The organism is Pseudomonas sp. GM25 (assembly GCF_000282255.1).
GTDB classification, from domain to species: Bacteria; Pseudomonadota; Gammaproteobacteria; order Pseudomonadales; family Pseudomonadaceae; genus Aquipseudomonas; species Aquipseudomonas aphyarum.
This window is the reverse complement of record NZ_AKJQ01000063.1, coordinates 71,948-92,033: the sequence shown is the minus strand read 5'-3', so window position 1 is coordinate 92,033 and position 20,086 is coordinate 71,948. Positions and strand designations below refer to the sequence as shown.

The 20,086-nt window shown below is 62.2% G+C and carries 18 protein-coding genes; 11 read left to right on the top strand and 7 right to left on the bottom strand.

The genetic code is table 11. The annotated features are described in order from the left end of the window. Positions 1–2: 2 nt before the first annotated feature. On the bottom strand, positions 3–2,522 hold the full coding sequence (hrpB, locus tag PMI24_RS24405; protein WP_007958715.1) for an ATP-dependent helicase HrpB: 2,520 nt from the start codon (positions 2,520–2,522) through the stop codon (positions 3–5). A gap of 108 nt (positions 2,523–2,630) precedes the next feature. Between hrpB and PMI24_RS24400 the strand changes: the two genes are divergently transcribed. Beyond that, a complete protein-coding gene (locus tag PMI24_RS24400; RefSeq protein WP_007958714.1) occupies positions 2,631–3,050 on the top strand; it encodes a hypothetical protein in 420 nt (139 codons plus the stop codon). 15 nt (positions 3,051–3,065) lie between these two features. After that, a complete protein-coding gene (locus PMI24_RS24395; RefSeq protein WP_007958713.1) occupies positions 3,066–3,962 on the top strand; it encodes a cation diffusion facilitator family transporter in 897 nt (298 codons plus the stop codon). Here the strand turns inward: PMI24_RS24395 and PMI24_RS24390 are convergent. Beyond that, on the bottom strand, positions 3,956–5,005 hold the full coding sequence (locus PMI24_RS24390; protein WP_007958711.1) for a DUF6515 family protein: 1,050 nt from the start codon (positions 5,003–5,005) through the stop codon (positions 3,956–3,958). The genes PMI24_RS24395 and PMI24_RS24390 overlap by 7 nt on opposite strands. A 454-nt stretch (positions 5,006–5,459) precedes the next feature. On the opposite strand from PMI24_RS24390, the gene PMI24_RS24385 reads away from it, so the two are divergent. Both PMI24_RS24385 and PMI24_RS24380 read left to right on the top strand, forming a co-directional pair. Continuing rightward, positions 5,460–5,939 (top strand): Lrp/AsnC family transcriptional regulator, encoded by a 480-nt coding sequence (locus PMI24_RS24385; RefSeq protein WP_007909658.1) that lies wholly within the window; start codon positions 5,460–5,462, stop codon positions 5,937–5,939. Positions 5,940–6,045: 106 nt separating this feature from the next. Continuing rightward, positions 6,046–6,255, top strand: a complete 210-nt coding sequence (locus PMI24_RS24380; RefSeq protein WP_003228500.1) for a DUF2788 domain-containing protein — start codon at positions 6,046–6,048, stop codon at positions 6,253–6,255. On the opposite strand, the gene PMI24_RS24375 is transcribed toward PMI24_RS24380, so the two are convergent. The 4 genes from PMI24_RS24375 to PMI24_RS24360 all read right to left on the bottom strand — a co-directional run bounded on the left by PMI24_RS24375 (position 6,250) and on the right by PMI24_RS24360 (position 12,741). Next, positions 6,250–6,885 carry a pseudouridine synthase gene (locus tag PMI24_RS24375; RefSeq protein WP_007958707.1) on the bottom strand — a complete coding sequence of 212 codons (636 nt, stop codon included), beginning with the start codon at positions 6,883–6,885 and terminating at the stop codon, positions 6,250–6,252. The genes PMI24_RS24380 and PMI24_RS24375 overlap by 6 nt on opposite strands. A gap of 72 nt (positions 6,886–6,957) precedes the next feature. Continuing rightward, a complete protein-coding gene (gene amn, locus PMI24_RS24370) occupies positions 6,958–8,457 on the bottom strand; it encodes an AMP nucleosidase (protein WP_162130486.1) in 1,500 nt (499 codons plus the stop codon). Positions 8,458–8,647: 190 nt separating this feature from the next. Beyond that, complete coding sequence (locus tag PMI24_RS24365) at positions 8,648–10,297, bottom strand: acyl-CoA dehydrogenase family protein (protein ID WP_007958703.1); 1,650 nt, start codon at positions 10,295–10,297, stop codon at positions 8,648–8,650. Between the two features lie 95 nt (positions 10,298–10,392). Continuing rightward, entirely contained in the window at positions 10,393–12,741 is a 2,349-nt protein-coding gene (locus PMI24_RS24360; protein ID WP_007958701.1) for a hybrid sensor histidine kinase/response regulator, read from the bottom strand. Positions 12,742–13,044: 303 nt separating this feature from the next. Between PMI24_RS24360 and PMI24_RS24355 the strand changes: the two genes are divergently transcribed. From PMI24_RS24355 to PMI24_RS24340, 4 genes are all read left to right on the top strand, one after another. Then, the gene (locus PMI24_RS24355) at positions 13,045–13,842 is read left to right on the top strand and encodes a hydroxymethylpyrimidine/phosphomethylpyrimidine kinase (RefSeq protein WP_007958699.1); all 798 of its coding nucleotides are present in this window, start codon (positions 13,045–13,047) and stop codon (positions 13,840–13,842) included. A gap of 24 nt (positions 13,843–13,866) precedes the next feature. Next, positions 13,867–14,490 carry a thiamine phosphate synthase gene (gene thiE, locus PMI24_RS24350; protein WP_007958698.1) on the top strand — a complete coding sequence of 208 codons (624 nt, stop codon included), beginning with the start codon at positions 13,867–13,869 and terminating at the stop codon, positions 14,488–14,490. Between the two features lie 10 nt (positions 14,491–14,500). After that, positions 14,501–15,784, top strand: a complete 1,284-nt coding sequence (gene hemL, locus PMI24_RS24345; protein WP_007958695.1) for a glutamate-1-semialdehyde 2,1-aminomutase — start codon at positions 14,501–14,503, stop codon at positions 15,782–15,784. Positions 15,785–16,010: 226 nt separating this feature from the next. Further along, positions 16,011–16,565: a tetratricopeptide repeat protein gene (locus PMI24_RS24340; RefSeq protein ID WP_003228518.1), complete on the top strand. Its 555-nt coding sequence runs from the start codon at positions 16,011–16,013 to the stop codon at positions 16,563–16,565. A gap of 111 nt (positions 16,566–16,676) precedes the next feature. Here PMI24_RS24340 and PMI24_RS24335 read toward each other — a convergent pair whose 3' ends face one another. Then, a complete protein-coding gene (locus tag PMI24_RS24335; protein ID WP_007958692.1) occupies positions 16,677–17,006 on the bottom strand; it encodes a DUF1820 family protein in 330 nt (109 codons plus the stop codon). A 132-nt stretch (positions 17,007–17,138) separates the two neighbouring features. Between PMI24_RS24335 and miaB the strand changes: the two genes are divergently transcribed. The 3 genes from miaB to ybeY all read left to right on the top strand — a co-directional run bounded on the left by miaB (position 17,139) and on the right by ybeY (position 20,082). Next, positions 17,139–18,467 (top strand): tRNA (N6-isopentenyl adenosine(37)-C2)-methylthiotransferase MiaB, encoded by a 1,329-nt coding sequence (miaB, locus tag PMI24_RS24330; RefSeq protein ID WP_007958685.1) that lies wholly within the window; start codon positions 17,139–17,141, stop codon positions 18,465–18,467. Between the two features lie 123 nt (positions 18,468–18,590). After that, positions 18,591–19,595 carry a PhoH family protein gene (locus PMI24_RS24325; protein WP_007958684.1) on the top strand — a complete coding sequence of 335 codons (1,005 nt, stop codon included), beginning with the start codon at positions 18,591–18,593 and terminating at the stop codon, positions 19,593–19,595. Beyond that, on the top strand, positions 19,588–20,082 hold the full coding sequence (gene ybeY, locus PMI24_RS24320) for an rRNA maturation RNase YbeY (RefSeq protein ID WP_007958682.1): 495 nt from the start codon (positions 19,588–19,590) through the stop codon (positions 20,080–20,082). The genes PMI24_RS24325 and ybeY overlap by 8 nt, the downstream gene beginning before the upstream one ends. Positions 20,083–20,086 lie beyond the last annotated feature (4 nt).

Below are 20,086 nucleotides of genomic sequence, written 5' to 3'. Positions count from 1 at the left end.
CCTCACGTACCGCGTGGTTTGGCCCGCGCCGTGGCTTCAGCCACCAGCGGATCATCCGGCCAGTAATGCTTCGGATACCGCCCCTTCAGATCCTTCTTCACTTCGGCATAAGTGCTGCGCCAGAAGTTGGCCAGATCCTGAGTCACCTGCACCGGACGCCGCGCTGGCGACAGCAGGTGCAGTTTGACCACTTGCCGGCCGCCGGCGATGCGTGGTGTGTCGGCCAGGCCGAATAGCTCCTGCAAGCGCACGGCGAGAATCGGTGGTTGTTCGCTGTAGTCGAGGCGAATCGACGATCCTGACGGCACGCTCAGGTGATGCGGTGCCTGTTCATCGAGCTGTTGCGGCAGTGGCCATGGCAGCAGATTGCGCACGATGCTCGACAGGTCGAGGTTGGCGAAATGGCTGAGCCGCGAGACCTTGCCCAGGTAAGGCAACAGCCAGTCTTCGAGGGTTTTCAGCAGCGTGGTGTCGCTGACATCCGGCCATTGGCTGTCGCCTTTGGCGTCCAGGTCGAGCTGACGCAGCAAGGCTACTCGCGCCTGCCACTGGCGCAGCTCCGGGGTCCACGGCAACAGCTCCAGACCTTTGCGCCGCACCAGATTGACCAGCGCCTGACTGCGAGCGTTTTCGTCGAGGCCGGTCAGTGGTTCGCGGCTGAGGATCAGTTCGCCAACCTTGCGCTGACGCTCTGCGCGCAACACGCCTTCGCGTTCGTCCCAGTCCAGTTGATCGACGTTGTGCACCTGTTCGGCGAGCACCGAGTCGAACAGCGCTGGATCGAAATCCGCCGCCAGATAAATCCGCTCTTCGCGCTGACCTTGGCGGCTGCCGAGGTCGGCGATTACGATCCACGGTTCCTTCATCAGGCTGTCGGCTTCGGCGAACAGCGCCGCGCGGCCGTTGGCCAGTCGATATTCGGCACCACCGGCACGCCGCTGCTGGGCGACGCGGTCCGGGTAGGCCAGCGCCAGCAAGGCGCCAAGCCAGCGCGGGTGATCCGGGTCGGCGACCGGCTCGCTCGCCTTGGCGCGCAGGTAGCCGCGATATTGCCGCGCCAGTTGCCGGGCGCGCTGCACGCCGCCCTGGGCACCCCGCGCCGCGCGTTCTTCGCCGGACAGCAGCACCAGACGACTGTGCAGATCCGCCCCGGCACCGCGCAAGATATCTCGTTCACCCAGCAATGCAGCGACATCGCACGCCATGTTCGCCAGCCCCAGTGCCTGACCGCGCAAAAGCAAATGAGCGATGCGCGGATGGGCCGGCAATTCGGCCATGGCTTGACCGTGGCGATTGAGGGTTTCACCGTCCAGCGCACCGAGGCGCTGCAACAGATCCTGAGCCTGTGCATAAGCGGCGGCCGGCGGCACGTCCAGCCAGATCAGATCACTCGGCGCCACGCCCCAGCGTCCGAGCTGCAAGGCCAACCCGGCGAGATCCGCCGAGAGGATTTCCGCACTGCCATAAGCCGCGAGTTGTTCGTGCTGATCCTGCGACCACAGGCGATAACACACGCCCGGCTCCAGACGCCCTGCCCGGCCCGCTCGCTGGGTGGCACTGGCTTTGGATATACGTTGAGTGTCGAGCCGAGTCATGCCGCTGCCCGGATCGAAACGCGGCACCCGCGCCAGCCCGGCGTCGATCACCACGCGCACACCATTGATGGTCAGGCTGGTCTCGGCGATGTTGGTGGCCAGCACCACTTTGCGCTGGCCCGCCGGGGCCGGGTCGATGGCGGCACGCTGGGCATTCAGGTCGAGTTCGCCGTGCAGCGGGCAGAGCAAGACGTCGCTGCGCTCGCCGATAGCGTCCACCAGCTGTTGATGGACACGCCGGATTTCCGCCTGCCCCGGCAGAAACACCAACAGGCTGCCGGTTTCATCGTGCAGCGCTTCGAGCACCGTTTGCGTGACGCGTTGATCGATGTATTCGCCGGGCTGGAACGGCCGGCCCCAGCGCATCGTCACCGGGAACATCCGGCCCTCGCTGCGCAGGATCGGTGCGTCGTCGAGCAACCCGGCCAGACGTTCGCCTTCCAGGGTGGCGGACATCAGCAGAATCTTCAGCGGTTGTTCAGCTCGGAACAGCTCGCGACCGTTCAGACTGAGGGCCAGCGCCAGATCGGCGTCGAGGCTGCGTTCGTGAAATTCGTCGAAGATCAGCAGGCCCACGCCTTCCAGCGCCGGGTCGTCCTGCAGACGACGGGTGAGAATGCCTTCGGTGACCACTTCGATGCGCGTATTGGGGCCGACCTTGCTGTCGAGGCGGATGCGATAACCGACGGTTTCACCGACCTTCTCGCCCAGCTCGCTGGCCAGCCGTTCCGCCGCTGCGCGCGCGGCCAACCGACGGGGTTCGAGCATGAGAATGGTCTGCCCGTTCAGCCACGCTTCATTGAGCAGGGCCAAGGGCACGCGGGTGGTTTTACCGGCGCCGGGCGGTGCTTCGAGCACGGCTTCGTGGCGTGTCGCGAGGGCTTCACGCAGGGCGGGTAAAACGTCATCGATCGGCAAAGAAATCATGCTGGCTCCCAAACAGAGCCGCGAGTATAACGGCGAACTGCCAGGCGTTCGTCAGGGTCTTAACTTCACACGATGACGCTTCGTTAATAGATGACTCAGGAGATTCCCATGCGCTTACCTTTTCGCCTGATCGGCGGTGTACTGGTTGCCACCCTGCTCACTCAGATCACCGCGTGCGGTTCGATTTTCTACCCAGACCGGCGCGGCCAGATCGACGGCAAGATCGACCCAGCGATTGCCGTGCTCGATGCCGTGGGCCTGTTGTTCTACATCGTGCCCGGCCTGATCGCGTTTGCCGTGGACTTCGCCACCGGCGCGATCTACTTCGAACCGGGCCACACGGCGCAGGTCGATCCGGCCAAGCTCAAGCAAGCCATCGGCCCGGACGGACAGGTCGATAACTTGAAGTTGCAGGCTATTCTCGAAACGGAGCTGGGCCGCAATCTGCCGCTGGACGACCCGCGCCTGATCCAGCACAAGGGCAGCACCCAACAACTGGCGATGTTCGGCCTGCAACCTGCCGCATGAGGAATTGACGCACCCATGACCACAAGCCCCGAACACGCCCGCCTGCTGCGGCTGGCGACCCGCGCCTCGGTGGCGGTGGCCTGTACGCTGATCATCGCCAAAGCCATCGCCTGGTGGCTGAGCGGTTCGGTGAGCATGCTCGCCGGCCTCACCGACTCTGCCCTCGATGGCGTCACCTCGTTGCTCAATTTGCTGGCGGTGCATTACGCGCTGCGCCCGGCGGATGACGATCACCGTTATGGCCACGGCAAGGCCGAATCACTGGCGGGCATGGCACAGGCGTTGTTCATTGGCGGTAGTGCGGTGCTGATCGCGTTTCAGGCTTATGAGCGTTTGAACAATCCTGAACCGCTCGGCGCGCCTTGGCTGAGCATCGGGGTGATCGTGTTTTCCCTGTTGCTGACGGCGGCGCTGTTGATGCTGCAGCATCGGGTGATCAAGCAAACCGGTTCCAACGCGGTGCGGGCGGATTCGCTGCATTACCGTTCTGACCTGTTGCTCAACGGCAGCATTCTGATTGCGCTGGTGTTGGCAGGGCTGGGGTTCGATCAGCTGGATGCGTGGTTTGGTCTGGGGATCGCGGCATACATTCTGTGGAGCGCGATCCAGATCGCCCGGGAAAGCTTTTCGGTGCTGATGGATGAAGAGCTGCCGACGGATGTCAGTCAGCACATGCTCGAACTGGCGTGCGGCGTCCCGGGAGTATTGGGCGCACACGATCTGCGCACACGGATTTCCGGCAATCACTGGTTCGTGCAGTTGCACCTGGAATTGCCGGGGGAATTGACGCTGTCAGTCGCCCACGGCATCAGCGATCAGGCAGCAGATGCCATTCACAAAGCCTACCCACGGGCCGAAGTGCTGGTGCACGCCGACCCGCAAGAAGTGGTCAAAGCCGCCCGGGCTCAGTAGTTGACCTGATAACCGCGACTGCTCAGGCAATTGCCCTGGGCCTGACGGTAGGCCTGCACCACTTCGGGCGCCGGCTGGTAGGTCGCGGTGCGCGGATTGAAGCCGCTCTGCTGCACCGCGTACTGATAGCACTCGTACCCGTCGCGCTGAACCTGTTCCGGTGACTGGCCGTTGGCCGGATACGCTTCCACGTCATAACCATTGCCGGTCGGCTGCGGTGGCTGCTGCGCCGGCGGCTCGACCACCACGTAATCCTGGGTCGCTTCCTGATACGCGTAGTACGAACCGGCGGCGAGGAACAGCAGCGAACCGCCGATCCACACCTCACGGGCGTAATCCGGCAGGTACTGGATGCGAATCCCGCGCGGCGGCTGAACCACGATGTAGCGCGGGCCTTGCGGGCGATACCAGTAGCCGCCGGAGTAGAAATAGTCCTGGCCGCGATACGGCACTCGGTAGTCACGATCCGGGAAACGGTCGATCACATGGCCCGGCCGGTATTGCGGGCCGGGGCCCCAACCATTGCCATGCCCGTCGGGGCGACCCGGCCAGCGGTTGTCGTTGGGACGGTTGCCGGTCTGCCAGTTCTGGTGATATCCATTCTGCGGGCGCTCGTCGCGGTAGTAACCCTGACGCGGTTCCTGGGTCTGGCGCACGGTGTCGGGGCGCGGCTGGATCGGCAAGTCATTGGCCGGCAGTTGCGGCGGCGGTGGCGGCTGGCGCACCGGGTTGGGGTTGTACGCCGGACGCGGCTGGTTCTGGTTCTGCCACTGGCCATTGTTCGGTTGGCCGTGGTTCTGCTGGCCGTTGTGCTCGAACTGGCGGCTGTTGTCGCCACGGATGATGTCGTTGTTCTGCCGCTGCGGATTGTTCTGGCCGCGCTGCTGATCACCGCCGCCATGGCCCTGATTGTTGCCCTGATGCTCCGGCCCGCGTCCGCCGCCGTCGGGGCCGCGATTCTGCGGCTCATCCGCCAGCGCTTGCGCACCGACACTCACACACAGCAAACCAACACTGGCCAGACGCCAGATGCGCGACTTCATGAAATTCCTCACTGCGGACTAGAGCCTGAAATTGAGAGGGCGTGTAGCTAAGACCGGGGATGGGCACACCGGGTTCTGCTACAGGTTATCAGTCACGTCATTTATTTATTGAGCAAGAAGAGTCAAACCGCGGGCAAGAAAAAAGGGAGACCCGTCGGCCTCCCTTCTAGAGAACTTCGTCCTGGCTCGACGCTTTTGACGTCGGCTCACCTCACGCCGTCTTCTGGACAGTGTGCAGCTCGGGGGCCGGCACAACCCCGGTGGGGGTGGCGGCCGCGGCAGGCCGGATTGGGCGGGCCGCGTGGACTGTGTTACCGAGCAGTGATTCTGGTGATAAGAATAGGCCCGGAGCTGCGACAGATGATTGCGAAGATTGCTCAAATAAACATCACTTGCGCAATTTTTAACCCTGGATAGATAATCCGCCGCAATAGTTAAGACAAAGGATCGTTTGATGAGCAAACTCGACCGTTACGACCTCAGTATTTTGGCGGAATTGCAGCGCGACGCCCGCATCTCCAACCAGGAACTGGCCGAGCGCATCGGTCTGTCGCCCTCCCCGTGCTCGCGCCGGGTCAAGCAACTGGAGGACGACGGCTACATCTCCCGTCAGGTCGCCCTGCTCGATCGCAAGATGCTCGGCCTGAGCCTGACCGCCTACGTGCTGATCGGCATGGACCGGCACACGCCGGAGCGTTTCGAGAACTTCGAAGCGGCGATCCGTACCTTGCCGCAGGTGCTGGAGTGCAGCCTGGTGACCGGCGTGGATGCCGACTATCAGCTGAAAGTGGTGGTGCCGGACATGGATCACTATCAGAAGCTGCTGTTGGGGCATCTGACGCGGATTGAAGGCGTGACCAGCGTGCGCTCGAGTTTTGTGTTGAATCAGGTGCTCAACAGCACCGAACTGCCGCTGACTCATCTGCGCAGCTGAAATCGACGAATGACTGCGGCACACCGACGCAGGTCAATGCTGCGTCGTTCGCCGCTGGCGTATACTCCCGGCCGCCCTTTCAGCCGCGCAGCGCCGGAGATGCCCGATGGATCCAGCAGTATTTGAAGAGTGGATGATGACCGGTCTGGTCAGCATCCTGATCATTTTCATGGGTTTCATCGTCTGGGATCTGGCGAAGAAGTCCAAGGCCGGGCGCTTCGGCTCGTTCATTCTGTTCTTCGTGCTGGGCCTGGGCGTGGCCGCGTTCATCATCAAGAGCGTGGTGATCGGCCTGATCGAATCCGGCGCCTTATAAGCGCGCCGGCACTTCTTTCCACTGGCCCTGATCGAGCCCTTCGATCGACCAGTCACCAATCCTGACCCGCACCAGCCGCAACGTCGGCAGCCCCACCGCCGCCGTCATCCGCCGCACCTGACGGTTGCGCCCTTCGCGAATCACCAATTCCAGCCAGGTGGTCGGAATCGTTGCGCGAAAGCGTACCGGCGGATTGCGCGGCCACAGCTCCGGTTCATCCAGTTGCCGCGCTTCGGCGGGCAAGGTCATGCCGTCATTCAACTCGACGCCGTCACGCAGGCGCTGCAACTGCTCGTCCGTCGGCACGCCTTCGACCTGCACCCAATAGGTTTTCGCCAGTTTGTGCTTCGGGTCGGCGATCCGCGCCTGTAACTGACCGTCGTTGGTCAGCAGCAGCAAACCTTCGCTGTCGCGATCCAGCCGTCCGGCCGGATAAATGCCAGGAATGTCGATGTAATCCTTGAGCGTCGCCCGCCCTTCTCCGTCACTGAACTGCGTCAGCACATCGAACGGTTTGTTGAACAGGATCAGCTTCGGCTCGGCGGGTGGTGCCTTGGCGACACGGCGCGGGGCTGAAGAAGCTGGCTTCGCGCCGGGGCGGCGGGAAGGTGGACGTTGGGGACGGGACATGGCGAAAAGAACATCTAACGGTCGGGGCTGCTAATGCTAGTGCCCCGACCGCCAAATGACCACGACAAACCGTTAGCGGAACGGCGGCTCGTCGAAGCTGCGCAGTTTGCGCGAGTGCAGCGAGTTGAGTTCGGTGCGCAGCAGATCCACTGCTTCGATGCCGATCTTCAAGTGCTGGCTGACCGCACGTTCGTAGAACGCGTTGGCCGAACCCGGCAGCTTGATTTCGCTGTGCAGCGGTTTGTCCGAAACGCACAGCAACGTGCCGTAGGGCACTCGCAGGCGATAACCCTGGGCGGCAATGGTGCCGCTTTCCATGTCCACCGCCACGGCGCGAGACAGGTTGATCAGCGGTCGCTCCTGGGCCCAGCGCAATTCCCAGTTACGGTCGTCGTAGGTCAGCACGGTGCCGGTGCGCAGGCGTTTTTTCAGCTCTTCGCCTTTTTCGCCGGTGATGTTGGCCGCCGCTTGCTGCAACGCCAACTGCACTTCGGCCAGCGCCGGGATCGGAATGTTCGGCGGCACCACGCGGTCGAGAATTCCGTCGCGACGCATGTAGGCGTGGGCCAGCACGTAGTCGCCGATGGTCTGCGACTGACGCAGGCCGCCGCAGTGACCGATCATCAGCCAGCAATGCGGACGCAGCACCGCCAGGTGGTCGGTGATGTTCTTGGCGTTGGACGGGCCGACGCCGATGTTCACCAGGGTCACGCCATGGCCATCGCTGGCGATCAGGTGATAGGCCGGCATCTGGTAGCGGTGCCAGACCACGCCGGCCGCAATCGCCGACGCTTCACCGTGATCCATGCCTTTTTCGATGATCACGTTGCCCGGCAACACCATGCGTACGAAACGCGGGTCGCGACGCAGTTGCTCCAGGCCATGGACGATGAACTGGTCGACATAACGGTGGTAGTTGGTCAGCAGAATCCACGGCTGCACATGGCGCCAGTCGCTGCCGGTGTAGTGCACCAGACGACGCAGCGAGAAGTCGACGCGCGCGGCGTCAAACAGCGCCAGCGGCAGCGGATCGGTGTTTTCCCAGTCGTAGAGACCGTCGGCGATGCCATCGGTGGCGGCGGACAGGTCAGTACTCGGGAACACTCGCGCCAGCACGGCGGCGGTGACACCGGAGCCGGCCAGTTCATCACCCTGCTCGACCACGTACGGATATGGAATGTTCTGCTCGCTGACGCCGACTTCGACGGTCACGGTGAAGTCGTGCATCAGCGGCGTGAGCTGTTCCAGCAGGTATTTGCGAAACGCTGCCGGGTGAGTGACGGTCACGCTGTAGGTGCCCGGCAACTGCACCTTGGCGTAAGCGCGGGTGGTCTGCGGGACTTCGCCCTGGCAGTGGTAGGTCAGACGCAGTTCGGGATAACGGAACAGGGCACGTTGCTCGGCGTCGGGTTCGACGCGATCCTTGAGATAACGCTTGAGCGCCGAGTTCAGCGCCGTGGTGGCCCGCTCATGCAGCTCGGCGAGACGATCCACGGCCTGTTCGGCGGTTTGAACGACAATAAACGCTTCGGTCACGATCAGCTTCCTGTGTTCTGACTTGCAGAGCTTCATCTTGCCTGCATCGTGGCGTCACGGAAACAGTGGCGTTGTGGGTTCACCCTAATCATTCAAACAATGAAGATCCCTGTGGGAGCGAGCTTGCTCGCGATAGCGGTATGTCAGCCACCCTCTACTTAACTGAACTACCGCTTTCGCGAGCAAGCTCGCTCCCACAAGGTTTCGTATTGTTCAAAAAACAGGGTCAGAAACCTTGCGGCGTAGAGCGGGCGACGATGGCTTCGACATCCAGGCCGCGCGGCAACGCGCCGTAGACCCGCCCGCCTCCGTTCAGACGACTGACGATGAACGCATCGCTGACCGCCGAATTCCCGGCCTCCAGCAGCAGCTTCGCTTGCAGTCCCAAAGCGATGTCTTCGGTCAGTTGCCGAGCGCGGTATTGAATGTCACCGGTGTCCTTGAACTGCGCCTGCAATTGCTGAATGTGCGCGGCCAGTCGCTTGTCGCCATGGCCGTCGCCCAACTCGCTGAACAACACATCGAGTACGCCCGGCTCTTTCGACAAGGCGCGCAACACATCGAGGCATTGCACGTTGCCGGAGCCTTCCCACGTCGAGTTCACCGGCGCTTCGCGGTACAGCCGCGGCAGGATGCTCTCTTCGACATAACCAGCGCCGCCCATGCACTCGGCGGCTTCGTTGATCATCCCCGGCGCGCGTTTGCAGATCCAGTACTTGCCCACCGCCGTCACCAGTCGGGCGAACTGCGCTTCATGGCGATCGTCCAGATGATCCAGCGCCTTGCCCATGCGCAGGCTCAACGCCAGCGCGGCTTCGCTTTCCAGCGCCAGATCGGCCAGCACGTTTTGCATCAGCGGTTGTTCGCTGAGCAGTTTGCCGCCGACCTTGCGATGGGCGCAGTGATGGCTGGCCTGGGTCAGCGCCTGACGCATCAGCGAGCTGGAGCCGACCATGCAATCGAAACGGGTCATGGCCACCATCTCGATGATGGTCGGCACGCCGCGCCCTTCCTCACCGACCATCCACGCCAGCGCGCCACGGAACTCCACTTCGCTGGAGGCGTTGGACTGGTTGCCGAGCTTGTTTTTCAGACGCTGGATATAGAACTGATTGCGCGTGTCGTCCGGGCGATGGCGCGGCAGCAGGAAGCAGCTCAAGCCCTTGTCGGTTTGCGCCAGCGTCAGGAACGCATCGCACATCGGCGCCGAGCAGAACCACTTGTGCCCCACCAGTTCATAGGCCTGGCCCGGGCCGCTGGCGCCGACCGGATAAGCCTTGGTGGTGTTGGCACGGACGTCGGTGCCGCCCTGTTTCTCGGTCATCGCCATGCCGATGGTCACGCCAGCCTTGTGGGCCATGCCGACATTGCGCGGGTCGTATTCGGTTGCGAGAATTTTCGGCAGCCACTGTTCGGCCAGATTCGGCTGCAAACGCATCGCGGGCACACTGGCGAAGGTCATGGTCAGCGGGCAGCCGCTGCCGGCCTCGGCCTGACTGTGCAGATAGCTCATGGAGGCGCGGGCAACATGGGCGCCGTCCTGTGGATGAGCCCAGGGCAACGACGTCAGGCCATGTTCAATGGCGGTGCGCATCAGCTCGTGATACGCCGGATGAAATTCCACCAGATCGATGCGATGACCGTAGCGGTCATGGCTGGCGAACACCGGTTTGTTCTGGTTGGCGAGGAACCCGGCCTCCATCAGCGGCCCGCCGGCCAGTGCGCCGTAGGCGTCGATCCGCGACTCGGCCCAGCCGGCACCGAACCGCCGCGACCACTCCTGTAACGGCAGGTCAATGCGATACAGGTTGGTGCCGTCGAGCGACGGTGGCTGGTTGGTGACTTCGTGGGTTTCGGCGAACTGATGCAGGTTCATGACGGGGCTCCTTGATCGGCCAGAGCTTCAGTTAAGCACCGCCCCCGAACCGATCAAAGTGTCATATCGGCCTAAATACCGGCGCTTTCACCCTGTCAGCAACTCAACACCCGCCGCTGCATCGCGACCTGCAGATCCTCGAATTTCACCGGTTTGCTCAGGTAATCGATCGAGCCACCCGACGCGCAATGCTCTCGATCCGCCCCCAGCGCGATCATGAACACCGGCAGATGGGCGCATCCCGGCAGGTCACGAATCTGGCAACACAGCGATGCCCCGTCGAGCGGCGGCAACTGGCAGTCGATCAGCACCGCATCGAAGCGCTCGCGCTGCAAACAGTCGAGCGCCGCCGCGCCGTGGTCGGCGGTACGCACGCGGAAACCGAGCTTGAGCAACATGCCGCGCATCACCAACTGGTTGACGCTGTTGTCGTCCACCAGCAGCACGGTGCAATCCTGCGGCGCGCGCACGGTGTCGCGGCTGAACGCGGGCACGGCTTCCACTTCCGGCAACTCAAACTCGACATCCAGTTGAAAACGGCTGCCACTCCCAGGCTCGGAACGGTGCGTGAGCTTGCCACCGAGCAATTCCACCAATTGACGGCAGATCGCCAGACCGACACCCAGCCCGCCGTACTCGCGGGTCATCGAACCATCGAGCTGGAAGAAGCGCTGATACATTGTCGCCTCGCCCAGATCGGTGAAACCGATGCCGGTATCGATCACCGCGAAGGACAGCGCCAGGCGATTGTCCGCCGATGGCTTGCCAGTGACCCGCAAAGCCAGACCGCCGACGCGGGTGAACTTGATCGCGTTGTCCAGCAGGCATTCCAGGCATTGCGCGAGTTTGGCGCTGTCGCCATGCAGGCGATCCGGCAGGGTCGGCAGTACGTCGACCTTGAAGTCCAGCGACTTGCTCGAAGCGTTGCCATCGAACTGCATCCGCAATGCCTCGACCACCCCGCGCAGGCTGAAACTGCCCGGCGTCGCCTTGAGCTTGCCGGCCTGCAATTCGGTCAGGGTCAGGATGCCGTTGACCATGCGCATCATGTCCCGCGCCGAACCGGCGGCGGTCTGCTGGTATTGCTCCAGTTCCGGATCGAGCTCGACGGTCTGCATCAGCTCCAGCGAACCGATCACACCGTTCATCGGCGTGCGCAATTCGTGAGTCAGGGTCGCGAGGAATTCGTCCTTGAGCTTGTTGCTGTGGGCCAGTTGCTGGTTCAGCACTTCAAGTTTCTGGCCGGCGTCGAACAGGGTCTGCGCCTGTTGTTCGCGCATCGCGTTGATGCGGTCGGCCAGCGCCAGCGACAGCAGCGCAACTTCAATCGCCGAACCGATCTGGCTGGCGTACATGGTCAGGAACACATTCGGCAGCAGGCCCAGCACCATCATGGTGTTGACGATGCCGCCGATCAGGAACGCCGACCAGGCGATGATGAAATAGCGCGCCACCCGCAAGCCACGCCACCAGGCCAGGATCCCGGCGGCGAAGATCACCACGGTAAAGGTCAGCGCAAGGGTCGTCGCCAGACGCAGGGCCAGGCCATAACTGGTCATCAACGAGAGGCCGATCACCACGGCGCCAAAAACGATCAGGGCGATCAGCAGGCGATCGAGCCAGCGGCTGTGGTTCTTCGTCTGCAGGAAACTACGGGCGAACTGGCTGCCGAACAGCCCTGCACAACCGATGAAGAACGGCGTGGCGGCGTTGGCCCACCATGGGTTGTCCGGCCAGAAATACTCGACCGCCGCGCCATTGACCGACAGCTGATAAAGGCCGAACGAAGCGATATAGAAGATGTAATAGAGGTAACTGGTGTCGCGCACGCTGAGGTAGATGAACAGGTTGTAGACCAGCATCCCCAACAGCACGCCATAAATGATCCCCAGCACATACAGGCGCACCGGCTGGTCTTCGAGGTACGCGGTGCTCGACCACAGCGTCACCGGCGCCTGGATCGAGCCTTCACTGGACAACCGCAGATAAACGGTTCGCTGCTGATCCGGCTTGAACGCCAGGTCGAACAGGTAATTGTTCTGGCGGATCTCGCGACTGGCGAACGGCAAGGCGTCCCCGGTCTGCCGCACCAGACGGTAGTCGCCGGCGGCATCGGGCAGATACAGGTCGAGATGATCGAGCGGCGGATACGCCAGCTCCAGCAACCAGCTGCGCTGTGCCGACGGATTGGTCGGGCGGTAATGCAGGTCGATCTTCAGCCAGAACGCCGAGCGCGAATAACCGGCATTGAGCGTGGCTTTGTCATGGGGTTTGAAGTTTCCGGCGGCGGCTTGCGCGCGGACGTCGGCAATGCTCGCCTGACCGCTCGGGTCTTCGAAAACTTGCAGGGATCGACCCAGCGGGAGGCTCTGGGTGAACTCGTCGAACTCGACGGCGCTTGCCAGGAGGGGCAAACAGAACAGCAACATCAACAAATAGCGCATTGAAGCCCCAGCGTGGCTTGGCCGGTTGTGTCAGGAAGCCCCCCATTCCCTTTGAGATGACGTAAAACCGGTATTACCTGTTATTGGTTTGGATCCACTCTAGCATAGCCGTTGATGGCCATTGAGCACCATGGAAATTTTTTCGACGAAGGCTCTAGAACGGGCGTTCCAGAGCAGAGCGCCGGACTAGAGCTGTTTGCTCGGTCAAATTGTGACAAGCGCTGCGGATCCGCTATCCGTGTTATCGGCAGGACGCTGCGCCACAACACCCGAAAAACAGGTTTGGTGGTAAGCTCGCGCACCATGAATATCTACAGCTCACGCCCCGTTGTCCTCTGTCTCTCCGGCCACGACCCCAGTGGTGGCGCCGGCCTGCAGGCAGATATCGAAGCCCTGCTCGCTCAGGGTTGCCATGCGGCTCCGGCCGTCACCGCCCTGACCGTGCAAGACACCGTCAACGTCACTGACTTTCGCGTCCTCGACCGTGAGTGGGTACTGGCCCAGGCCAATGCCGTGCTCAACGATTCAGAAGTCGCGGCAGTGAAACTGGGCATGCTCGGTTCCCTGGAAATGGTCGACACCGTCGTCGAACTGCTCCAGGCGCACCCGCACTTGCCAGTGGTCTGCGACCCGGTGCTGCGCGCCGGCGGCGGCGGACGCCTGGGCAAGGACGAAGTCGGCTACGCCATGCGCGAACGCCTGCTGCCACTGTCGATCATCGCCACCCCCAACCTTCCCGAAGCCCGGATCCTCGCCGAACTGCCAGAAGGCACCGCGGACGAGTGTGCTGAAAAACTGTTGCCGTACATCAAGAACCTGCTGATCACCGGCGGTCACGGCGACGAAACCGAAATCCACAATCGCCTGTACAGCCGCGACGGCCTGCGCGAAACCTTCAAGTGCCAGCGCCTGCCGGGCAGCTATCACGGTTCCGGTTGCACCCTGGCCAGCACCCTCGCCGGTCGCCTGGCACTGGGCGAAAACCTCGCCAGCGCCGTGCGCACTGCGCTGGATTACACTTGGCGCACCCTGCGCGATGCCGAACAGCTGGGCAAAGGCCAGTTCGTGCCGCGTCGCCTGCCGCTGGATTTCTGTTCCTGATGTTCCGAGCCTGAGGTCTGCGCGATGAAACTACGTGGCCTGTATGCCATCACCGACAGCCAGTTGCTGGCCGGCAAGTTTCTGTCCTACGTGGAGGCGGCGCTGGAAGGCGGCGTCACCCTGCTGCAATACCGCGACAAGAGCAGCGACGAAGCCCGTCGCCTGCGTGAGGCCGAAGCCCTGCGCGATCTGTGCGAACGCTACAAGACGCAACTGATCATCAACGATGACGCCGAACTGGCCGCACGACTGAACGTCGGCGTACACCTGGGCCAGACCGACGGCCCGCTGTCGCCGACCCGCGCCCTGCTCGGTTCCAAGGCGATCATCGGCTCGACCTGCCACGCGCAGCTTGAACTGGCCGAACAGGCCGCCAAAGAAGGCGCGAGTTACGTCGCCTTCGGTCGTTTCTTCAATTCCAGTACCAAACCTGGTGCACCGAGTTGCAGCCTCGATCTGCTCGACGAGGCCAAACGCACCCTGCACCTGCCGATCTGCGCGATCGGCGGCATCACCCTCGACAACGCTGCGCCATTGGTGGCCCACGGTGTCGATCTGCTGGCCGTGGTCCACGGCCTGTTCGGCGCCGACAGCACCGCCGAAGTGACCCGCCGCGCCCGCGCCTTCAATGAATTACTAAAAGTCTGAGAGCCCGATCATGTCTCGTTCCGAAACCCTGTTTGCCAACGCCCAGAAACACATTCCCGGTGGCGTGAACTCGCCGGTTCGCGCGTTCAAGAGCGTTGGCGGCACGCCGCTGTTCTTCAAGCACGCCGAAGGCGCCTACGTTACTGACGAAGACGACAAGCGTTATGTGGATTACGTCGGCTCCTGGGGCCCGATGATCCTCGGCCACAGCCACCCGGACGTGCTGGACGCGGTGCGTAACCAGTTGCAACACGGCCTGTCCTACGGCGCGCCGACCGCGATGGAAACCGAGATGGCCGATCTGGTCTGCTCGCTAGTGCCGTCGATGGAGATGGTGCGCATGGTCAGTTCCGGCACCGAAGCGACCATGAGCGCGATCCGTCTGGCCCGCGGTTTCACCGGCCGCGACAGCATCATCAAGTTCGAAGGCTGCTACCACGGTCACTCCGACAGCCTGCTGGTCAAGGCCGGTTCCGGCGCACTGACCCAGGGCGTACCAAGCTCGGCCGGTGTACCGGCAGCGTTCGCCAAACACACCCTGACCCTGCCGTTCAACGACATCGACGCGGTTGAAAAAATGCTCGCCGAAGTCGGCCAGGACGTCGCGTGCATCATCGTCGAGCCAGTGGCCGGCAACATGAACTGTGTACCGCCGGCGCCGGGTTTCCTCGAAGGCCTGCGCAGCCTGTGTGACAAACACGGCGTGGTGCTGATTTTCGACGAAGTGATGACTGGTTTCCGCGTCGCCCTCGGCGGTGCCCAGGCTTACTACGGCGTAACCCCGGACCTGACCACCTTCGGCAAGATCATCGGCGGCGGCATGCCAGTCGGCTGCTTCGGCGGCAAGCGCTCGATCATGGAGCGCATCGCGCCGCTGGGCCCGGTCTATCAGGCGGGCACCTTGTCGGGTAACCCGCTGGCGATGGCCGCCGGCCTGACCACTCTGCGCCTGATCAGCCGTCCGGGTTTCCACGCCGAGCTGACCGACTACACCACACGTCTGCTAGACGGCCTGCAACAGCGCGCCGATGCCGCCGGCATTCCGTTCGTGACCACCCAGGCGGGCGGCATGTTCGGTCTGTACTTCAGCGGTGCCGACGACATTGTTACTTTTGAAGACGTGATGGCCAGCGATGCAGCGCTGTTCGGCCGCTTCTTCCACCTGATGCTGGAAGGTGGCGTGTACCTGGCACCGAGCGCCTTCGAAGCCGGTTTCACCTCGATCGCCCATGGCGAAGCCGAGCTGAAACTGACCCTCGACGCCGCCGAGCGCGCCTTCGCCAGGTTGAAGTAAAACGCCCCGCCGCTGACGTTGGCCATTGCCAGCGTCAGCGTTCTCCTACATCCGCACGTCTTTTCCGACACTCCTGCCAAAAATCTCCCCTAAAGTGGGCGATATATTTCCCGCGCAGCAGAAAATCGAGTAAAGACTTTGTAAGGATGGCCCTGCTTATTTCATAATGCGCGCTTATTGGATCCCTCGACGGGTCCGCGCGCCCTTCAGAGGTAAGTCGATTCCCATGAACCGCACCGGCCGCACCCTTGCCTTGGGCTGCCTGTTGCTCCTTCAGCCGCTGCTCGCACATGCACAAGCAGGCGGCAACTCGTTGTTGATCCCGGCGATGGGTCGCTGCACCCTCAATACTCAGCCGCAAGATGTCACGCAGGCCCTCGCCGCCTGCCAAAAGGCAGCGGATGAAGGGGATGCGCAAGCGCAATACGAGTTGGGTGAGTTCTACTACGACGGCAAAAACGCGCCGCGCGACCTCAATCAAGCCCTGAGCTATTTCGAAAAGGCCTCGCTGCAAGGCCACGCCCAGGCGCAATTCAAGCTCGGCACCATGTTCTTCCACGGCGAAGGCGTGCAGGCCAACAACATTCAGGCCTACATCGTGCTGAAAATGGCGGCGGTCAACGGTGCTGAAGATGCGCTGGATACGGCCGACGAAGTCTCCGAAAAAATGTCCCGCGAAGATCTTGAGACTGCCACGCAAGTGCTCGGGCAAATTTTCCGTAAATACCTGATGGAATTGCAGAGCGCCGACGGGCGTACGCCGTTTTCGCCTCTTCCCTGATTTCTCTATAGATTTTTCTGGCCTCTTCGCGAGCAAGCCCGCTCCCACATAGGAATGAATATCCCTGTGGGAGCGGACTTGCTCGTGAATGAGGCGACTCGGTCTTACGGTTTACTTCTCGGGCATCGGCACCGGAAACGGCATCACGTTGCCAACGCCGCCACGGGCTTCGCTGATCTTTGGCGTACCCAGACGCTCGACTTCATCGATGCGCACGATCGAGTGCATCGGCACAAAGCTGCGCACCACGCCTTCGAACTGCGCCTTGAGCTTTTCTTCGCTCGGGTCGACGACCACTTGCGTGCGCTCGCCAAAGACGAACTCTTCCACTTCCAGGAAACCCCACAGATCACTTTGATAGATCTGCTTGGCGTACATTTCGAACACCTGGCCCTGGTTGAGGAAAATCACCTTGTAGATTGGAGCTTCGCGTTTGGTCATGGCGGGCGGACGACATCGGGGTAAAAATGAGGGCGCGAACTATAGCATAGCCACCGGACGCGCAGCGGTAGGAACCTGGGGACATGTTCCCTATAATGCGCGGTTCTTTGAACCACGTGACGACCCTATTCCATGGCCAAGAAGCTTTACATCGAAACCCACGGTTGCCAGATGAACGAGTACGACAGCTCGCGCATGGTCGATCTGCTGGGCGAACACCAGGCCCTGGAAGTCACGGCGCGCGCCGAAGATGCCGACGTGATCCTGCTCAACACCTGCTCGATCCGCGAACGCGCCCAGGACCGGGTGTATTCCCAGCTCGGCCGCTGGCGCGAACTGAAACTGGCAAACCCGGACATGGTGATCGCCGTCGGCGGTTGCGTGGCCAGCCAGGAAGGTGCGGCGATCCGTGATCGCGCCCCGTACGTCGACGTGGTGTTCGGCCCGCAGACCCTGCACCGCCTGCCGGAAATGATCGACGCCGCGCGCATCAGCAAGCTGCCGCAAGTCGACGTCTCGTTCCCGGAGATCGAAAAATTCGACCACCTGCCCGAGCCGCGCATTGATGGACCAAGCGCCTACGTGTCGGTGATGGAAGGCTGCAGCAAGTACTGCACGTTCTGCGTGGTGCCTTACACCCGCGGCGAAGAAGTCAGCCGGCCGTTCGACGACGTGATCGCCGAGATCATTCACCTGGCCGAACACGGCGTGCGTGAAGTGACCCTGCTGGGGCAGAACGTCAACGGCTATCGCGGGCTGACCCACGACGGTCGCCTGGCGGACCTGGCCGAACTGATCCGCGTCGTCGCGGCGGTCGATGGCATCGACCGCATCCGCTACACCACCTCGCACCCGCTGGAGTTTTCCGACAGCCTGATCCAGGCCCACGCCGAAGTGCCGGAACTGGTCAAGCACCTGCACTTGCCGGTGCAGTCGGGTTCGGACCGGATCCTGGCCGCGATGAAGCGCAACCACACGGCGCTGGAGTACAAATCCAAGCTGCGCAAGCTGCGCGCCGCCGTACCGGGCATCTGCATCAGCTCGGACTTCATCGTCGGCTTCCCGGGGGAAACCGAGAAAGATTTCGAACAGACCATGAAGCTGATTGCCGACGTCGGTTTCGATTTTTCCTACTCGTTCGTCTACAGCCAGCGCCCGGGCACTCCGGCCGCCGATCTGGCCGACGACACCCCGGAAGAACTGAAGAAAGAACGCCTGAACGCCTTGCAGCACCGCTTGAATCAGCAAGGGTTCGAGATAAGCCGACAAATGGTCGGTTCGGTCCAGCGGATTCTGGTGACCGATTATTCGAAGAAAGACCCGGGCGAGCTGCAAGGGCGCACCGAGAATAACCGTATCGTCAACTTCCGCTGCGATAATCCGACCCTGATCGGCCAGTTCGCCGACGTGCACATCGACGCGGCGCAACCGCACTCGCTGCGCGGCTCGCTGATCCCGTAACACCGCAAGGAGACCCCGCCAGACGGCTGAATCGATGCAAGGCTTTTTAAGAGCTTTCGCACCCACGCCGCTGGCGTTATCCTTGATTTCATCCTAATTGCCCCAGGGCGGCTAAATACGACCTTGAACGCACCCATCGAACCACATCGTTTTATCCTCGAGCCCTTTGAGGCTCGCCGCTTCGCCAATCTGTGCGGGCAGTTCGACGAGCACCTGCGCCTGATCGAACAGCGCCTGGCCATCGAGATCCGCAACCGCGGCAATCAGTTCGAGCTGATCGGCGAACCCAAGCTCACCACTTCCGCGGAAAACCTGATTCGCCGCCTGTACCGGGAAACCAAGGGTTCAGAGCTGTCGCCGGATACGGTTCACCTGTTCCTCCAGGAATCGGCCGTCGAGCAACTGGACAACCACGCCCCCGCCGAAGCCTCCGTCGCCCTGCGCACCAAGAAAGGCATGATTCGCCCACGCGGCTTGAATCAGCTGCGCTACGTGAAGGAAATCCTCGGCAACGACATCAACTTCGGCATCGGCCCGGCCGGTACCGGCAAGACCTATCTGGCTGTCGCCTGCGCCGTCGATGCGCTGGAACGTGAACAGATCCGCCGCATCCTGCTGGTGCGTCCGGCGGTCGAAGCGGGTGAAAAACTCGGCTTCCTGCCCGGCGATCTGTCGCAGAAGATCGACCCGTACCTGCGCCCGCTCTACGACGCGCTCTACGAGATGCTCGGTTTCGAATACGTGGCCAAGCTTATCGAGCGTCAGGTGATCGAAGTTGCGCCGCTGGCCTACATGCGCGGCCGTACGCTGAACAACAGTTTCATCATTCTCGACGAAAGCCAGAACACTACCGTCGAGCAGATGAAGATGTTCCTGACCCGGATCGGTTTCGGCTCAACGGCCGTGATCACCGGCGACATCACCCAAGTCGACCTGCCGCGCGGCACCAAATCCGGACTTCATCACGTCATCGAAGTCTTGAAAGATGTGCCGGGCATCAGCTTCACCCACTTCCAGCCCAAAGACGTGGTGCGCCATCCGTTGGTGCAACGCATCGTCGAAGCCTACGAGCGCTTCGAGACGCGTGTCGCTGATGAAGCGCCAAAGGACACCCGCCACGATGCTTGAGCTTGACCTGCAAATCGCGACCGAAGCGTCTGCGCCGACCGAAGCCGAGTTCCGCCAATGGTGCGAACTGGCCCTGCGCCAGCGCACCGCTGACTCGGAAATGACCATTCGTCTGGTCGACGAGGAAGAAGGCCGCGAACTGAATCACACCTGGCGGCACAAGGATTACGCGACCAACGTCCTGTCCTTCCCCGCCGAAGTGCCCGATGAGTTTCTCGACATTCCATTGCTGGGCGATCTTGTGATCTGCGTGGCAGTGGTCGAGCGCGAAGCTGCCGAACAGGGCAAGGAACTAAAGGCCCACTGGGCACATCTGGTCATTCACGGCTGCTTGCATCTGCTTGGTTACGACCATATAGATGACGAGGAAGCCGAGGAAATGGAAGCACTGGAACGCGAGTTGCTTGCCGAATTGGGTTATCCCGATCCGTACGCGGACGACGAAACCGAAACATCCCCTACTGTTACAACAAAGGATTCAGAGTAATCGC

Excerpts from the sequence above, each read along its gene's own strand:
- PMI24_RS24380 (WP_003228500.1), top strand. The coding sequence starts at position 6,046 with ATGGATCCAGCAGTATTTGAAGAGTGGATGATGACCGGTCTGGTCAGC.
- PMI24_RS24355 (WP_007958699.1), top strand. The coding sequence starts at position 13,045 with ATGAATATCTACAGCTCACGCCCCGTTGTCCTCTGTCTCTCCGGCCAC.
- PMI24_RS24375 (WP_007958707.1), bottom strand. The coding sequence starts at position 6,885 with ATGTCCCGTCCCCAACGTCCACCTTCCCGCCGCCCCGGCGCGAAGCCA.
- PMI24_RS24400 (WP_007958714.1), top strand. The coding sequence starts at position 2,631 with ATGCGCTTACCTTTTCGCCTGATCGGCGGTGTACTGGTTGCCACCCTG.
- amn (WP_162130486.1), bottom strand. The coding sequence starts at position 8,457 with ATGAAGCTCTGCAAGTCAGAACACAGGAAGCTGATCGTGACCGAAGCG.
- thiE (WP_007958698.1), top strand. The coding sequence starts at position 13,867 with ATGAAACTACGTGGCCTGTATGCCATCACCGACAGCCAGTTGCTGGCC.
- PMI24_RS24385 (WP_007909658.1), top strand. The coding sequence starts at position 5,460 with ATGAGCAAACTCGACCGTTACGACCTCAGTATTTTGGCGGAATTGCAG.
- miaB (WP_007958685.1), top strand. The coding sequence starts at position 17,139 with ATGGCCAAGAAGCTTTACATCGAAACCCACGGTTGCCAGATGAACGAG.
- PMI24_RS24390 (WP_007958711.1), bottom strand. The coding sequence starts at position 5,005 with ATGAAGTCGCGCATCTGGCGTCTGGCCAGTGTTGGTTTGCTGTGTGTG.
- ybeY (WP_007958682.1), top strand. The coding sequence starts at position 19,588 with ATGCTTGAGCTTGACCTGCAAATCGCGACCGAAGCGTCTGCGCCGACC.
- PMI24_RS24365 (WP_007958703.1), bottom strand. The coding sequence starts at position 10,297 with ATGAACCTGCATCAGTTCGCCGAAACCCACGAAGTCACCAACCAGCCA.
- PMI24_RS24395 (WP_007958713.1), top strand. The coding sequence starts at position 3,066 with ATGACCACAAGCCCCGAACACGCCCGCCTGCTGCGGCTGGCGACCCGC.
- PMI24_RS24335 (WP_007958692.1), bottom strand. The coding sequence starts at position 17,006 with ATGACCAAACGCGAAGCTCCAATCTACAAGGTGATTTTCCTCAACCAG.
- PMI24_RS24340 (WP_003228518.1), top strand. The coding sequence starts at position 16,011 with ATGAACCGCACCGGCCGCACCCTTGCCTTGGGCTGCCTGTTGCTCCTT.
- hemL (WP_007958695.1), top strand. The coding sequence starts at position 14,501 with ATGTCTCGTTCCGAAACCCTGTTTGCCAACGCCCAGAAACACATTCCC.
- hrpB (WP_007958715.1), bottom strand. The coding sequence starts at position 2,522 with ATGATTTCTTTGCCGATCGATGACGTTTTACCCGCCCTGCGTGAAGCC.
- PMI24_RS24360 (WP_007958701.1), bottom strand. The coding sequence starts at position 12,741 with ATGCGCTATTTGTTGATGTTGCTGTTCTGTTTGCCCCTCCTGGCAAGC.